Origin of the sequence: Azospirillum sp. TSH58 (assembly GCF_003119115.1) — a bacterium.
In the GTDB taxonomy this organism is placed as follows: Bacteria; Pseudomonadota; Alphaproteobacteria; order Azospirillales; family Azospirillaceae; genus Azospirillum.
In genome coordinates, this window is sequence record NZ_CP022367.1 from 935,512 (window position 1) to 950,244 (window position 14,733).

Below are 14,733 nucleotides of genomic sequence, written 5' to 3' on the forward strand. Positions count from 1 at the left end.
TCGCAAGAGGGCACACAGCATGAGCACGCACACCAATCCATCCACTCCGCGCGAACGGCTGGTCGTCGTCGGCAACGGCATGGCCGGCATCCGCACGCTGGAGGAACTGCTGGCCAAGGCGCCGGACCGTTACGACATCACCGTCTTCGGCGCCGAGCCGCACCCCAACTACAACCGCATCATGCTCTCCCCCGTGCTGGCCGGGGAGAAGACCTTCGAGCAGATCGTCCTGAACGGGCGCGACTGGTACGAGGCCAACGGAATCAAGCTGTTGACCGGCGACCGGGTGGAGGTGATCGACCGCGCGAACCGCACCGTCACGGCCATCTCCGGCCTGACCGTGCCTTACGACAAGCTGCTGATCGCCACCGGCTCCACCCCCCTCATCATCCAGGTTCCCGGTTCCACCCTGCCCGGCGTCGTCGGATTCCGCGATCTCGCCGATGTCGACACGATGCTGGAGGCGGCGGCCAGGGGCGGGCGCGCGGTGGTCATCGGCGGCGGCCTGCTCGGGCTGGAGGCGGCCAACGGGCTGAAGGTCAAGGGCATGGACGTCACGGTCCTGCATTTGATGGACACGCTGATGGAACGGCAGCTCGACCGCTCCGCCGGGGCGCTGCTGCGGCACGAGCTGGAACGCCGCGGCATCACCGTGCTGACCGGTGCCGACACTGCCGAAATTGTGGGCAGCGAACGTGTTTCCGCGGTTCGCCTGAAAAACGGGCAGGAGCTTCCCGCCGATCTGGTGGTCATGGCCGTGGGCATCCGCCCGAACATGGCGCTGGGCAAGGCGGCGGGGCTGGCCTGCGGGCGCGGCATCCAGGTGGACGACGCCATGACCACCTCCGATCCGGCGATCCTGTCGGTGGGCGAGTGCGTGGAGCATCGCGGCCAGACCTACGGCCTCGTCGCCCCGCTGTTCGAGATGGCCAAGGTCGCCGCCGCCCGGCTGGCCGGGAGCACCGAGGCCGCCTACACCGGCTCGGTCACCTCGACCAAGCTGAAGGTGACGGGGGTGGACGTCTTCTCGGCGGGCGACTTCACCGGCGGCAAGGACTGCGAGGACATCGTGTTCCGCGACGCCGCCCGCGGCGTCTACAAGCGCGTGGTGGTCAGGGAGAACCGCATCCTGGGCGCCGTGCTCTACGGCGACACCAAGGACGGCGGCTGGTACTTCCAGATGCTGAAGGACGGGACCGAGGTCGCTCCGGTCCGCGACACCCTGATCTTCGGGCAAGGGTTCGGAGGCGAGGGGGCGGCAAACCCTAAGGCCGCCGTTGCGGCGCTCCCCGACAGTGCGGAGATTTGCGGCTGCAACGGCGTGTGCAAGGGCACCATCGTCACGGCGATCACCGAAAAGGGCCTGTCCAACCTGGACGAGGTGCGGGCTCATACCAAAGCCTCGGCCTCCTGCGGAAGCTGCACCGGGCAGGTGGAGCAGCTCCTGGCATTGACGCTGGGCGACGGCTACGCGGGCGAGGCGAAGGCCAAGCCGATGTGCAAATGCACCGACCGCACCCACGACGAGGTGCGCCGGGCCATCACCGCGTTGGAACTGAAATCCATTCCCGACGTGATGCAGCGGCTGGAATGGCGCACGCCCGACGGCTGCCACCATTGCCGCCCGGCGCTGAACTATTACCTGCTCTGCGAATGGCCGGGCGAGTACAAGGACGACAGCCGGTCCCGCTACATCAACGAGCGCGTCCACGCCAACATCCAGAAGGACGGCACCTACTCCGTCGTCCCGCGCATGTGGGGCGGGCTGACCAGCGCCAAGGAGCTGCGTGCCATCGCCGACGTGGTGGACAAGTTCGCCATTCCCACGGTGAAGGTCACCGGCGGCCAGCGCATCGACCTGTTCGGCGTGAGGAAGGAGGACCTGCCCGCCGTGTGGGCGGACCTGAACGCCGCCGGCATGGTGTCCGGCCACGCCTACGCCAAGGGGCTGCGCACGGTGAAGACCTGCGTCGGGTCGGAATGGTGCCGCTTCGGCACGCAGGACAGCACCGGCCTGGGCGTCAAGCTGGAGCGGATGACCTGGGGCACCTGGACCCCGCACAAGGTGAAGCTGGCCGTCTCCGGCTGCCCGCGCAATTGCGCGGAGGCCACCATCAAGGACCTCGGCGTCGTCTGCGTGGACAGTGGCTACGAGCTGCATGTCGGCGGCAACGGCGGCATGCATGTCCGGGCCTGCGACCTGCTGGTGAAGGTGGAGACCGAGGCGGAGGTGCTGGAATACACCGGCGCCTACATGCAGCTCTACCGCGAGGAGGCCCGTTACCTGGAGCGCACCGCCCCGTGGCTGGAGCGCGTCGGGCTGGACTATCTGAAGCGCCGCTTGGTCGACGATGCCGAAGGCCGGGCCGCCCTCAACGCCCGCTTCCTCTTCTCCCAGAGCTTTTCGCAGGACGATCCCTGGGCCGAGCGCGCCAGCGGGTCGGTGGACCGTCACGAATTCGCGCCGCTCGCTCAGGTGGGGTAACGACACATGGATCAGAGCATTTCCTGGATCACCGTCGGCTCGGTCGAAGACATTCCCCGCCAGGGGTCCCGCGTCGTGCGGACCGACTTCGGCGACATCGCCCTGTTCCGCACCGTGGCGGACGAGGTCTACGCGCTGGAGGACCGCTGCCCGCACGCCGGCGGCCCGCTGTCGCAGGGCATCGTCCACGGGGCGCGGGTGACCTGCCCGCTGCACAGCTGGGTGATCGACCTCGCCAGCGGCGAGGCGGTCGGCCCCGACGAGGGCTGCGCCGGCCATTGTCCGGTGCGGGTGGTGGACGGCGCGGTGCAGCTCGGGCTGGCGGCCTTCCGTCCGGGACGCGGGGGGTGTGGCCATGGGTGACGCTGATAGACCCTCTCCCCCTCCTTCTTCCCCCTCTCCCCCCCGGGGAGAGGGTTGGGGTGAGGGGGGTGCGCGTGTCGGTACGTTCGGCAAAAGCGCACCCCCCTCACCCTCCCCTCTCCCCAGGGGGGAGAGGGAAATCGCGGCGGGGAAGCCTATTCGCACCACCTGCCCCTACTGCGGCGTCGGCTGCGGCGTGCTGGCCTCCGTCGCCGCCGACGGCACCGTCACCGTCTCCGGCGACCCCGACCACCCGGCCAACCGGGGGAAGCTCTGCTCCAAAGGCACCAACCTCCCCGACACGCTGGGCCTCGGCGAACGGCTGCTGCACCCGGAGGTGGACGGGCGGCGCGTCGCCTGGGACGAGGCCATCGCGGAGGTTGCCCACCGCCTGTCCGACACCATCGCCAAGCATGGCCCGGACTCGGTGGCCTTCTACGTCTCCGGCCAGTTGCTGACGGAGGACTATTACGCCGTCAACAAGCTGGCGAAGGGCTTCATCGGCACCGCCAACATCGACACCAACTCGCGCCTCTGCATGGCCTCCAGCGTGGCGGGCCACAAGCGCGGCTTCGGGGCCGACGCGGTGCCGGTGACCTACGAGGACCTGGACGAGGCCGATCTGGTCCTGCTGGTCGGCTCCAACCTCGCCTGGTGCCACCCGATCCTGAACCAGCGGCTGCTGGCGGCCAAGCGGACGCGCGGCACCCGCATCGTCGTTATCGACCCGCGCCGCACCGCCGCGGTGGACGGGGCCGACCGGTACCTGCCCATCCGGCCCGGCACCGACGCCCTGCTGTTCAACGGGCTGCTTGTCCATCTCGCCGACAACCATCTCGCCGACAACGGTCTCCTGGACGCCCGTTTCGTCGCGGAGCACACCGCCGGTCTGGCGAAGGCGCTGGAGGCCGCCCGCGCTGACGCGCCCTCCCCCGCCCATGTCGCCGCCCGCTGCGGTCTGCCGCTGGCCGACATCGAGGCCTTCTACGCTGAAGTCGCAACGGTCCGCCGCACCGTCACCGTCTACTCCCAGGGGGTGAACCAGTCCTCCCAGGGAACCGACACGGTCAACGCCATCCTGAACGTCCATTTCCTGACCGGGCGGATCGGCGCGCCGGGCATGGGACCCTTCTCGGTCACCGGCCAGCCCAACGCCATGGGCGGGCGCGAGGTCGGCGGGCTCGCCAACCAGCTTGCCGCCCATATGGGGTTCGAGCCGGAGTCGGTGGACCGGCTGCGCCGCTTCTGGAATGCCCCGCGGATGGCGGACAGGCCCGGCCTGATGGCGGTCGACCTGTTCCGCGCGGTGGAGGAGGGCACGGTGCGCGCCGTCTGGGTCATGGCGACCAACCCGGCGGTCAGCATGCCCGACGCCGCCCGCGTCCGCCGCGCGCTGGCGCGGTGCGAGACGGTCATCGTCTCCGACTGCATCGCCGACACCGACACGGCGCGGCTGGCCCACATCCGCCTGCCCGCCGCCGGCTGGAGCGAGAAGGACGGCACCGTCACCAACTCCGACCGCACCATCTCCCGCCAGCGTGCCTTCCGGCCCCTGGCGGGCGAGGCGCGGCCCGACTGGTGGATCGTCACCCGGGTCGCTCGCGCCATGGGCTTCGCCGCCGCCTTCCCCTTCGAGACGCCCGCCGACCTGTTCCGCGAGCACGCCGCCCTCTCCGCCTTCGAGAACGACGGCACGCGCGCCTTCGACATCGGCGGCCTCGCCGGGCTGTCCGACGCTGAATTTGAAACGCTCGCTCCCGCCCCCTGGCCGCGGCGGGTTGGCGAGGGTCCGACGCGCCGCCTCTACACCGACGGGCGCTTCTTCACCGAGGACGGGCGGGCGCGTTTCGTCCCCGTCATCTCCCGCCCCCTGCCCCGCTCCGTGGAGCCGGGCTCGCTGATCTTGAACACCGGCCGCCTGCGCGACCAGTGGCACACCATGACGCGCACCGGCCTGTCGCCGCGCCTTTCATCCCACGCGCCGGAGCCGTGCCTGGACCTCCACCCGCAGGACGCGGCGGCGCGCGGCCTGACGGACGGCGCCCTGGTCACCCTCTCCACCCCCGTCGGCACGGCGCTGGCCCGGCTGCGCGTGACCGAGGCGCAGCGGGCGGGGGAAGCCTTCCTGCCCATGCACTGGACCGACCGCTTCACCGCCTCCTGCGTCGTCGGGCGGCTGGTGGACGACCGGGCGGTGGACCCCGTGTCCGGCCAGCCGGACCTGAAGCGGATGCCGGTGACGGTCGTCCCCTACCCCGCCGCCTGGACCGGCTTCCTGATCGCCCGCGAGCCGGTGGAGCCCGCCCATGGCGGCTACTGGTCGCGCCGCGCCGTCCCCGGCGGCCACCTGATCGAGCTGGCCGGCGAGGGCGCCCTGCCCGCCCCCGACGCGCTGGCGTTCGGCTTCGCCGGGGCGACGGTCGATTACAGCGACGCGGCCCGCGGCGTGCTGCGCCGCGCCTGGGTGACCCACGACAGGCTGGAGGCCTGCCTGTTCCTGTCCACCTCGGGCGGATTGCCAAGCCGGGGCTGGCTGGTGGATCTGCTGTCGGTGGAGGCGTTGGACGGTGCCGCCCGCCGCGCCCTGCTCTCCGGCCGCTCGCCGGTTCCCACGGCGGACGAGGGGCGGACGGTCTGTTCCTGCTTCGGCGTCGGCGTCAACCGCCTGATCGCCGCCATCCAGAGCCAACGCCTGACCACGGTCCAGGAGGTCGGACAGGCCCTGCGGGCCGGGACCAACTGCGGCTCCTGCATCCCCGAACTCAAGGAGATCCTTGCCGATGCCCAGCGCTGCCATGTGGCTTGACGGTCTTGTCTCCCGATCCGGGGGGAAGCGTTTCAACTTCATCGTCGCCCTGCGCGACGCGCTCGATTCCGCGCTGCGTCCGCGCACGGCCCGCCGCGTCGCCCGCGCCATCCCGGAGGCGGGCACGCGGACCCCGCACGTCACCCTGGTCGGCGCCGGGCCGGGAGACCCCGACCTGCTGACCGTCGCGGCGGCGCGGGCCATCGCGCAGGCCGAGGTGATCCTCTACGACCATCTCGTCGGGCCGGGCATCCTTGCCCTGGCGCAGCCGGGGGCCGAGTTGATCTGCGTCGGCAAGCGGTCGGGCAAGCACTCCCATTCACAGGAGGCCATCAACGCGCTGATCGAGGCGCAGGCCCGCAGCGGGCGGCGCACCGTGCGGCTGAAGGGCGGCGACCCGATGATCTTCGGGCGGGCCGGCGAGGAGATCGAGCATCTGGAGCGTGTCGGAATCAGCGTGTCGGTGATCCCCGGCATCACCGCGGCGCTCGGCTGCGCGTCCAGCGCCGGGGTATCGCTGACCAAGCGTGGCGTGTCGCGCGCCGTCACCTTCGTCACCGCCCACGCCCGCGAAGGCGATGCGACGGAGCCGGACTGGGCGCGGCTGGCCGACCCGAAGGGCACGCTGGCGATCTACATGGGCCGCGAGGCCGCCCGCCGCGTCGGGCGCGGCCTGACCGCGGGCGGCCTGTCCCCCGACACGCCGGTGCTGGCGGTGGAGAACGGCTGCCGCCCCGACGAGCGCCATCACCGCACGACGCTGGGCGCCATGGCCGAGCGGGGCGTGGCGGCGGGCGACGGCCCGACGCTGCTCCTGATCGGCTGGGCGCTAGAGGACCGGTCGGCGCACGCCGGTGATGCCCTCGGCGCGGGCGGCCACCTCGGCCAGCGGTTCGGTCACGACTGACATGGTGAAGACGGTGGCGTGCAGCAGCGTGGCGCCGTCCAGCATGATCCCGACATGGCCGGGGAAGAACACGATGTCGCCCCGCTGATAATCGACCCCCTGCCCGTCAGCCGAGACCATCGGCCCCAGCCGGTCGTCGTTGCGCTGCATGCCGCTGCTGTGGTGGGTGGTGATCCCCGCCGCGCGCAGCGCCACCTGGACGAGGCCGGAGCAGTCGATGCCGAAGGCGCTCCGCCCACCCCAGACATAGGGCGTCTCCAGGAAGCGCAGCGCCGTTTCCACCGGAACGCGGTCCAGCGGCACGGCCACCGGCTCCAGCAATTTGCCGAAGGTCCACAGCCCGTTGTCCAGCCGGACCCAGCCGCTATCCGCTTGCTCCACCACGGTCACGAGGCTGCCGAAGCTCAGCGCCGCCACGGGCACCGCCTTGTGCGTGGGCGCCGGGTGCAGGTTCGCCACGCGCCCGGACACGCGGTGGGTCGGGGCGACCGGTTCCGTCAGGTCCGTGCCGGGGGGAAGCCAGCCGACATGGCCGTCGGTGCGGTTTTCCACCTTCCACCAGTCGCCATCCCGGTCGAGCGGCGTACATGTTTCACCGAACAGCATCTCGCTGGTTTGCGGGACGCCGTGCCTCGGCTGCTCCAGAAGGACGGCCTGCGGGGTGGCGAGGCGTCGGATCGGGGTGGTCTGTGCATCGGTCATGCCGGTCACGCTAGAGCCCGCCCCGCCGGAATGCAAGCCAGAGGACCGTTCCGGACAATCCTCCGGGAAACGGGGATTTGCTATGGATTTGACGCTTTTCGACAGGAGAGTGCGATGGCGGACCGTGTGAGGCTTCTGGGACTCGCGGCGGCGGTGGGCTCATGCCTGCTGGCCGGTGCGGCCGCCGCGCAGACGGCAACCGAAGGTCCCCTGCGGCTCGTGCCGAGGTCCATTCCTTCTCCGGCCCCCTCTCCGGCGGTGGAGCAGCCCCCTGCCCCGCCGATCCCCGTTCCACCGCAGCCGTCCTCGGCGGCCACGGTGGTCCGGCCGGGTCAGCCCGCGGCCAACCCTGCGTCCATCCCGCAGCCCGCCGCGAGCGCTGACCCGGCCCAATTCCATCCGCCCGCGCCGCGCCCTCAACCGACCGACCGGGTCGCGACGGTGCGCGCTTTCTATGACGCCCTGGGGCAGGCGGACGCCGCGCGGGCCAACACCTACGTCATTCCCGAGAAGCGGGGCAGCGGGGCTTACGACATCGCGTCCATGACCCGCTTCTACGGCAACATGAGCGTTCCCGTCCGCCTGCTGGCCGCGGAACCCATCGGTCGGGACGCCGTGCGCGTGCGCTACCACTACGTCTATGTGAACGGCCGCGCCTGCGACGGCGCCGCCGAGGTCGCGCTGGCCGAGCGCGACGGGTTGGCGCTGATCGAACGCATCAAGGCGCTCAACGATTGCTGAGGTCTTGTCCCCTCTCCCCCCTGGGGAGAGGGTTAGGGTGAGGGGGATGCGCATGGCGGATCGTCCGGCACACGGGCATCCCCCTCACCCTCCCCACGCCTACGGCGCGGGTCCCCTCGCTCTCCCCGGAGGGGAGAGGGCTACCTCGCCCTTCCCGCCGGCTTGCCGCCCTTGACCGGCGTCCGGCGGCCCTTGCCGGCCTGCTGGGTGTAGAAGGTCTTGCCCGGCTTCGGCCGATCCGCCTTGGGCTTGTCCGCCTTGCCCACACCCCCCGTCGTCTGCCAGGCCGGAACGAGCTGGTGCTCGCCCGGACCGATCAGGTCGCTGCGGCCCATGGCTTTCAGCGCATCGCGCAGCACCGGCCAATTCTCCGGGTCGTGGTAGCGCAGGAAGGCCTTGTGCAGGCGGCGCTGCTTCAGCCCCTTGGCGGAGAACACCGTCTCCGACCCCTCGCGGCGGATCGGGCGCAGCGGGTTGCGGTCGCTGTGGTACATCGCCGTGGCGAGCGCCATGGGGGAGGGCAGGTAGGTCTGCACCTGATCGGCCTTGAAGCCGTTCCGCTTCAGCCACAGGGCGAGGTTCATCATGTCCTCGTCGCTGGTGCCGGGGTGGGCGGCGATGAAGTAGGGGATCAGGTAGAGCTTCTTGCCGGCCGCCTTGGCCGCCTTCTCGAACATCTCCTTGAAGCGGTCGTAGGTGCCGATGCCCGGCTTCATCATCTTGGACAGCGGGCCGGGCTCGGTGTGCTCCGGCGCGATCTTCAGGTAGCCGCCGACATGGTGGGTCACCAGCTCCTTCACGTATTCCGGGCTGCGGACGGCGAGGTCGTAGCGCAGGCCCGAGGCGATGTTGATCTTCTTCACGCCGGGGATGGCGCGCGCCTTGCGGTAGAGCTGGATCAGGTCGCTGTGGTCGGTGTTCAGGTTCTTGCAGATGTCCGGGAAGACGCAGGACGGGCGGCGGCAGACCTTCTCGATCTCCGGGTCCTTGCAGGCCATGCGGTACATGTTGGCGGTCGGCCCGCCCATGTCGGAAATGACCCCGGTGAAGCCCTTCACCTTGTCGCGGATCTCCTCGATCTCCTTGAGGATCGAGCCCTCCGAGCGGCTCTGGATGATGCGGCCCTCATGCTCGGTGATGGAGCAGAAGGAGCAGCCGCCGAAGCAGCCGCGCATGATGTTCACCGAGAAGCGGATCATCTCCCAGGCCGGGATGCGCGCGTCGCCGTAGGACGGATGGGGCGCGCGGGCGTAGGGCAGGCCGTAGACCCCGTCCATCTCTTCCGTGGTCAGCGGGATCGGCGGGGTGGTCAGCCAGACCTCGCGGTCGCCGTGCCGCTGCACCAGCGCGCGGGCGTTGCCGGGGTTGCTCTCCTGGTGCAGCACGCGGGAGGCGTGGGCGTAAAGGACCTTGTCGGCGCTGACCTGCTCGAAGGAGGGCAGGCGGACCACCGTGCGGTCGGCCCCGGCGGCGCGCGGGGCGGCGGGGGTCAGCTCGTCGATGCTGCTGCTGTCGATGACGGTCCAGCCGTCCGGCACGCGGCTGCGGACGATGGAGGTGCCGCGGACGTCGTCGATCTCCCGCGCCTTTTCCCCGGCGGCGATGCGGTGGGCGACGTCGATGATCGCCCGCTCAGCGTTGCCGTAGCACAGGATGTCGGCCTTGGCGTCCACAAGGACGGAGCGGCGCACCTTCTCGCTCCAATGGTCGTACTGGGCGATGCGGCGAAGGCTCGCCTCGATGCCGCCGAGCACGATGGGCACGTCCTTGTAGGCCTCGCGGCAGCGCTGGCTGTAGACGATCACCGCGCGGTCGGGCCGCTTGCCGCCCTCGTCGTTGGGGGTGTAGCTGTCGTTGTGACGCAGGCGGCGGTCCGAGGTGTAGTGGTTCACCATCGAGTCCATGTTGCCGCCGGTCACCCCGAAGAACAGGTTCGGCTTGCCCAGCGCCTTGAACGGCTCCGCGCTGCTCCAGTCCGGCTGGGCGATGATGCCGACGCGGAAGCCCTGCGCCTCCAGCAGCCGCCCGATGATCGCCATGCCGAAGCTGGGGTGGTCCACATAGGCGTCGCCCGTCACCACCACGATGTCGCAGGAATCCCAGCCCAGCCGGTCCATCTCCGCCCGCGTCATCGGCAGGAAGGGCGCCGGGCGCCGGGCCTCCGTCCGGTGCCAGGGGAGGGAGAAGATGTCCCGCACCGCCGGAAGGGGGGCGGTGGGCGTGGCTTCGTTGAGCATGACGCTCTCCGTTCGGGCCGCCGGAGCGCAGGGTGCTGCCGGGGCGGGGTGCTTGATGGTCGGGTGCCGGTTCATACCGGCAATGTCCGGCATGGTCCACCGCGCGAGTCCCTACGGAAGTGCCGCGGCGCGGTCAAGGATTGCCTGACCGTCGGGGTCAACTTTATACGCGTTTATGACGCCGTGATGTGTGCAGCCGGGCCGCCCACGGCAAGGGGGCTGTCGCAACGGCCTCGCCGGCACCCTGTTGGGAAGGGTGGAGACGCACAGACTCACCCACGGGCAGGAGATCTTCATGAGCACCGACAAGCGTTACGGCGACGAGCGCGACGATCCGCTCGACATCAAGAACACCCGCGCCGACCCCGCGATCGACGAGGAGAAGATGGGCTTCCAGAACATCGAGGGGCCGGGCGCGGAGACCAGAAAGGATAAGGCGCCGGACACGGACGACTCTCCGGACAGCGCACCCCGGCCGTGACGCGGACCCCGCGGGCGCCGCGGGCGTTGTTCGCTGGAACCACAACAAAGCGGAGGTTCGCCATGGCTGAAGAGAAGACACCTGACAGCCCTTCCGAGGCGGGAAAAGACTCCCCGTTGGAGGACAAGACCAAGACGCCCGGCGACGGGACGCTTCAGGACGCCGTGCCCGCCGGAACCACGTCCGACGAGCTGCGGCGGCGGGCCGAGGAGGATGACGGGTCCGTCCAGCCGGGCACCGGCTGACGCATCGGAAGCGTCGTCGGTTTCATCATACGACGTCGTATGAGAACAACTGGGTATGAGAACGACTGGGTATGAGAGCTACCGGGTGACGCTCTCGCCCGTGGGCGCGGCCAATCCGACCATGGCATAGCTGCTGCGGATGGCCGCGTCCAGCGTCGGGGGCAGGGGCTGGATGCGCTGCTCCCGCGCGGCCCGGCGGGCGAAATCGGGATCCGCCGCGAGCGCCCGTGTCGCCGCTGCCTTGGCCTCGTCCATCCGGCCCATCTGCACGAAGGCGACGGCCAGGGCGGCCTGGGCCGGGGCGGCGGCGGTCACCTCGAATTCCAGCTTCGTGCTGTCCGGGTGCCCATGGCGCTGAAGGGCGAGGCTGTAGACGGACAGAAGCCGTTCCCGCTGCGCGGGGTCGCGCTCCATCGCCTGTTCCAACAGGGGGAGGCCTTTCGCGGACTGCCCGGCTTCGACATGCCACAGGCCGAGGTCGCCCAGCACCTGGGCGTCTCCGGGGGACGCCTGCAAGGCGCGGTGTCCGGCGGCGAAGCAGGGGGCGTACTGCCCGCGCAGACAATAGGCGGTGTAGAGCGCCGTCAGCGGGCGCAGCGACGCCGGTTCCAGTTCGGTGGCGCGCAGGGCGGCGGCCAGGGCGTCGTTCAGCGCGGCGTCGTTCCGGTCCGCCCGATAGGCGTCCGATTGCAGCAGGGACAATGCCGACCACAGTCGGGCGGACTCGCCGGCGCTGGTCGTCAGAGCGCTGGCCCCGGAGGTCAGGCAACCGTTCAGGGCGGCCCGCTCGGCCGGCGGGACCTCGTGCCGGCCGGTGGCGAGGAAGGCGCATTCGCGCGGTGACAGGCTGGCGGTTGGTTTGGCGCGCAGACGCGCGGCGGCAGCCGGCAGCAGAGGGCCTTGCGGCGCGACCAGCGGCTCGACGATGCCGGCGGCCAAGGCCTGCGGCGTGGGCGCGCCCTGGGCTTCGGCCGGGCGGTCCAGGCTGGTGGACCAAAGCACCGTCCCGGTGGCGAGGTCGGTCAAGTGCACCACCAGGCGCACCGCCGCGTCATGCCCCTGAAGGCTTCCGGACAGGCGAAACCCCTGATGGGGCGGGGCGGCGGTCGGCGGCGGATCGATCCGCACCGGGAGGTCGGTGCGGTTGGCGAGGCCGCCGGCGATCTCGTCGGTCAACATGGCGGCAAGGGCGCCGTCCTCCGCCGACTGGCCCGTGGTTCGGAAGGGACCGACGACGATGGTCATCGACGCATCGGCCGCCGCCGGGACCGCGGACAGGGGTGTCGCCGGCTCGATCCCCCTCGGCTCCGCGCTGGCCGCGATCGGATGCGGGCTGAGCGCCAGCGCTTCCTCCACGTCGATCGGCGTGGCGAGGTTTCGTCCGACCAGCAGGCCGGCCAGCCCGACCGCGATCAGCACCACGACGGCCAGCCCGGCGATGCGCAGGGAAACGGGCCTCCACACGGTTTCCGCCGCCGGAACGGCGTGAGGGCAGGGCAGGGCGGGGGCGGCTTCGTTCTGCCGTTCGAAGCGGGGGGCGTAGCCGCCCTTCGGCACGACGATGCGGATCGGGTCGTTGCGGCCCGCGGTCAGATAGTAATGGTCCAGACTGCGGCGCAGCCGCCCGGCCTCCAGCCGCACGATGGGATCGGATTGCGGGTCGAAGCTCGGCTCGCGGTTGAAGACGCTGACGGCGATGCAGTAGGCCTTGATCTGCTGCGCCCGCCCCTCCAGGCACTCCTCGACCACATAGCGCAGGAAACGGCGGTTGCGGTCCGACGCGTCGAAATGGTCGCTCGTCAAAATCCGCTCAAGCTGAGTCCTGACGGCATGATCATCCAATGCCCGCCCCTGCGCGGGTGGAGTTTCCTCTGTCATTCCAGACATCTCCCGAAAGTTGAGAAAGACGACGTGCGATCCTTCTCAAAAGGGGTGGGTCGATGTGTTGCCGGCATTCTTCCATCGGGAAAAACTGATGTCCATCAGCCCTGTGCTTTTAGGCCGGACCGTATTCCCGAAGTCCGTTCGTTTCCCTGTTCGTTGGGGTGGGGCGCCCATCCAAAGGCTGATGGCACCAGACCGGAGGCGGTACGGAGCACCCCCGCCGAACGGGGCGTAAACTACCGTATGCTACCCGCCGCGGCGGAACCGCCGGCGCGGCGACGGGTTCTCCCGCCGCCGGACAGGGGACTCGACACGGGAGGACCCGAACATTGGCTGAAGGCCCTTCCCGTCCCCGCGGCACGCCCGGCTCACCGACGCGCATCCCCCGCCGTCGATAGGGCGTGCCGACATTTCCCGGTTTTCCCTGTTCTCGGCTTCGGTAACGCAACACACCGGTGGTTCCATGTCTTTTTTGTCGCCGTCTTTTTTGTCGCCGTCTTTTCTGTCCACGCTGAATGTTCCGTCCCGCCGCTGTCCGCCCCCCTCGCCTCAGACATCATCCTCAAAACATATGCACCAGCCCGCCGCGTCCGCGTTGACGCGCCGCGGCATCTTCGGGTTGGGGGCCGCCGTGGCGGTCGGCGTCTGCAACAGCCGCACCGCCGCGGCGTGGGAGCCGGCGCCGGAGCGCACCCTGCGGATCTACAACTGCCTGACGGGGGAGAGCTTCGACGGCGTCTATTGGGCGGAGGGACGCCCGGTTGCGGAGGCGATGGCCCGCATCGATTGGGTGCTGCGCGACCATCGCAGCGACGATTGCCACCGCATCGATCTCGCCCTGCTGAACCGACTGTCGGAAATGCAGGAGAAGTTGGACAGCCAGCATCCGTTCGAAGTGCTGTCGGCCTTCCGCTCCAAAGAGACCAACCGCCGCGTGAAGGGAGCGGCGTCGGGCAGCCTGCATCTGCAGGGGCGGGCCGTCGACCTGCGCCTGCAGGGACGGCGCGCGGTGGATCTGTACCGCTGCGCCCTGTCCTTCGGTGACGGCGGGGCCGGCTGCTACGCCAAGCGGAACTTCGTCCATGTGGACACCGGGCCGACGCGGCGCTGGGTGGGGGCCTGAGCGTGGCGGCACGGAATCGGGACTTTTCGTCGCAGAACCTTTTGCCAGGGGGCATCGGGCGAAGGGCATTACGCCGATGGATGGATTGTGCGCAGGACGGAGGAAGCGCACCATAGCCCGAAAAAGAAGGCCGTATGATCCGGCCAATGCTCTTTGGGAGGAGCCCATGCTAACCCCAACCGACCTTGCGGACCCCCGGGGCCGCAGCTTATCGGCGCGCCGTCACCCTCTGACGGACCCGGCCCGGATGGCCCAGGCCCGCACGCTGGCGGGCTGGATCGCCGTGATCGCCGAGGACCGCGGCCTGGACGAGCGGGGCGTCGCCGCGGCGACCGGCCTGGACATCGAGGATGTCCGGGCGGTTCTGGGCGGCACCGTCTTCATGATGCCCGTGAGCACGCTCGACCGCGCGCTGCGCCGCCTGGAAGGCCGCCCGCACTGAGGAGCAGCAGGACCCGCCTCTCCCGCCGCCCGCCGGCACAAGGAGGACCGCATGACCCATCACGTTCGCAAACGGAGCAGCGCCATGGACCGTACGGAGAAACGCGACGCCATCACCCGCATCCGCCACGCCGCCGAACAGCAGGGGCTGGACGCCGGCGATCTGGCTCGTATGACGGGACTGGCGCCGGGACACGCCCGCGCGATCCTGTCCGGCTTCGGTTCGACGGTCCCGCGCGCCGCGCTCGACCGCACCGTCACCGTTCTGCCGGAGTGACGGCACGCTGAAATGGAAACGGCGGCGCATCGGGTGCGCCG

Annotated in this window: 13 protein-coding genes; 10 read left to right on the forward strand and 3 right to left on the reverse strand. The window is 70.3% G+C overall.

The window, feature by feature from the left end; genetic code table 11:
* The first annotated feature begins 19 nt into the window (after positions 1 to 19).
* From nirB to cobA, 4 genes are all read left to right on the forward strand, one after another.
* Entirely contained in the window at positions 20 to 2,485 is a 2,466-nt protein-coding gene (gene nirB / locus TSH58p_RS25710; protein ID WP_109069203.1) for a nitrite reductase large subunit NirB, read from the forward strand.
* A 6-nt stretch (positions 2,486 to 2,491) separates the two neighbouring features.
* On the forward strand, positions 2,492 to 2,848 hold the full coding sequence (nirD, locus tag TSH58p_RS25715; protein WP_035677835.1) for a nitrite reductase small subunit NirD: 357 nt from the start codon (positions 2,492 to 2,494) through the stop codon (positions 2,846 to 2,848).
* A gap of 196 nt (positions 2,849 to 3,044) precedes the next feature.
* Positions 3,045 to 5,654 (forward strand): nitrate reductase, encoded by a 2,610-nt coding sequence (locus tag TSH58p_RS25720; RefSeq protein ID WP_247873935.1) that lies wholly within the window; start codon positions 3,045 to 3,047, stop codon positions 5,652 to 5,654.
* Positions 5,623 to 6,561: a uroporphyrinogen-III C-methyltransferase gene (gene cobA, locus TSH58p_RS25725; protein WP_109069201.1), complete on the forward strand. Its 939-nt coding sequence runs from the start codon at positions 5,623 to 5,625 to the stop codon at positions 6,559 to 6,561. The genes TSH58p_RS25720 and cobA overlap by 32 nt, the downstream gene beginning before the upstream one ends.
* Here cobA and TSH58p_RS25730 read toward each other — a convergent pair.
* Complete coding sequence (locus TSH58p_RS25730; protein ID WP_109069218.1) at positions 6,484 to 7,263, reverse strand: NlpC/P60 family protein; 780 nt, start codon at positions 7,261 to 7,263, stop codon at positions 6,484 to 6,486. The genes cobA and TSH58p_RS25730 overlap by 78 nt on opposite strands.
* A gap of 441 nt (positions 7,264 to 7,704) precedes the next feature.
* On the opposite strand from TSH58p_RS25730, the gene TSH58p_RS34285 reads away from it, so the two are divergent.
* A complete protein-coding gene (locus TSH58p_RS34285; RefSeq protein WP_247873934.1) occupies positions 7,705 to 8,004 on the forward strand; it encodes a hypothetical protein in 300 nt (99 codons plus the stop codon).
* 140 nt (positions 8,005 to 8,144) lie between these two features.
* Here TSH58p_RS34285 and TSH58p_RS25740 read toward each other — a convergent pair whose 3' ends face one another.
* Positions 8,145 to 10,241, reverse strand: a complete 2,097-nt coding sequence (locus TSH58p_RS25740; protein ID WP_109069199.1) for a YgiQ family radical SAM protein — start codon at positions 10,239 to 10,241, stop codon at positions 8,145 to 8,147.
* Positions 10,242 to 10,536: 295 nt separating this feature from the next.
* Here TSH58p_RS25740 and TSH58p_RS25745 point away from each other — a divergent pair, with 295 nt between their 5' ends.
* Complete coding sequence (locus TSH58p_RS25745; protein WP_109069217.1) at positions 10,537 to 10,722, forward strand: hypothetical protein; 186 nt, start codon at positions 10,537 to 10,539, stop codon at positions 10,720 to 10,722.
* Positions 10,723 to 10,784: 62 nt separating this feature from the next.
* Positions 10,785 to 10,967, forward strand: a complete 183-nt coding sequence (locus TSH58p_RS25750) for a hypothetical protein (RefSeq protein WP_109069198.1) — start codon at positions 10,785 to 10,787, stop codon at positions 10,965 to 10,967.
* A 78-nt stretch (positions 10,968 to 11,045) separates the two neighbouring features.
* Here the strand turns inward: TSH58p_RS25750 and TSH58p_RS25755 are convergent, their stop codons facing one another.
* Positions 11,046 to 12,770: a hypothetical protein gene (locus tag TSH58p_RS25755; RefSeq protein ID WP_109069197.1), complete on the reverse strand. Its 1,725-nt coding sequence runs from the start codon at positions 12,768 to 12,770 to the stop codon at positions 11,046 to 11,048.
* Between the two features lie 652 nt (positions 12,771 to 13,422).
* Here TSH58p_RS25755 and TSH58p_RS25765 point away from each other — a divergent pair.
* The 3 genes from TSH58p_RS25765 to TSH58p_RS25775 all read left to right on the forward strand — a co-directional run bounded on the left by TSH58p_RS25765 (position 13,423) and on the right by TSH58p_RS25775 (position 14,692).
* On the forward strand, positions 13,423 to 13,974 hold the full coding sequence (locus TSH58p_RS25765; RefSeq protein WP_109069196.1) for a DUF882 domain-containing protein: 552 nt from the start codon (positions 13,423 to 13,425) through the stop codon (positions 13,972 to 13,974).
* 247 nt (positions 13,975 to 14,221) lie between these two features.
* The gene (locus TSH58p_RS25770; protein WP_014197998.1) at positions 14,222 to 14,416 is read left to right on the forward strand and encodes a hypothetical protein; all 195 of its coding nucleotides are present in this window, start codon (positions 14,222 to 14,224) and stop codon (positions 14,414 to 14,416) included.
* 51 nt (positions 14,417 to 14,467) lie between these two features.
* A complete protein-coding gene (locus TSH58p_RS25775) occupies positions 14,468 to 14,692 on the forward strand; it encodes a hypothetical protein (RefSeq protein WP_246472645.1) in 225 nt (74 codons plus the stop codon).
* The last annotated feature ends 41 nt before the right edge of the window (positions 14,693 to 14,733 follow it).

Bases quoted from the DNA above. Each gene is read 5' to 3' on its own strand.
- nirB (WP_109069203.1), top strand. From the start codon at position 20: ATGAGCACGCACACCAATCCATCCACTCCGCGCGAACGGCTGGTCGTC.
- nirD (WP_035677835.1), top strand. From the start codon at position 2,492: ATGGATCAGAGCATTTCCTGGATCACCGTCGGCTCGGTCGAAGACATT.
- TSH58p_RS25730 (WP_109069218.1), bottom strand. From the start codon at position 7,263: ATGACCGATGCACAGACCACCCCGATCCGACGCCTCGCCACCCCGCAG.
- TSH58p_RS25740 (WP_109069199.1), bottom strand. From the start codon at position 10,241: ATGCTCAACGAAGCCACGCCCACCGCCCCCCTTCCGGCGGTGCGGGAC.
- TSH58p_RS25745 (WP_109069217.1), top strand. From the start codon at position 10,537: ATGAGCACCGACAAGCGTTACGGCGACGAGCGCGACGATCCGCTCGAC.
- TSH58p_RS25750 (WP_109069198.1), top strand. From the start codon at position 10,785: ATGGCTGAAGAGAAGACACCTGACAGCCCTTCCGAGGCGGGAAAAGAC.
- TSH58p_RS25765 (WP_109069196.1), top strand. From the start codon at position 13,423: ATGCACCAGCCCGCCGCGTCCGCGTTGACGCGCCGCGGCATCTTCGGG.
- TSH58p_RS25770 (WP_014197998.1), top strand. From the start codon at position 14,222: ATGGCCCAGGCCCGCACGCTGGCGGGCTGGATCGCCGTGATCGCCGAG.
- TSH58p_RS25775 (WP_246472645.1), top strand. From the start codon at position 14,468: ATGACCCATCACGTTCGCAAACGGAGCAGCGCCATGGACCGTACGGAG.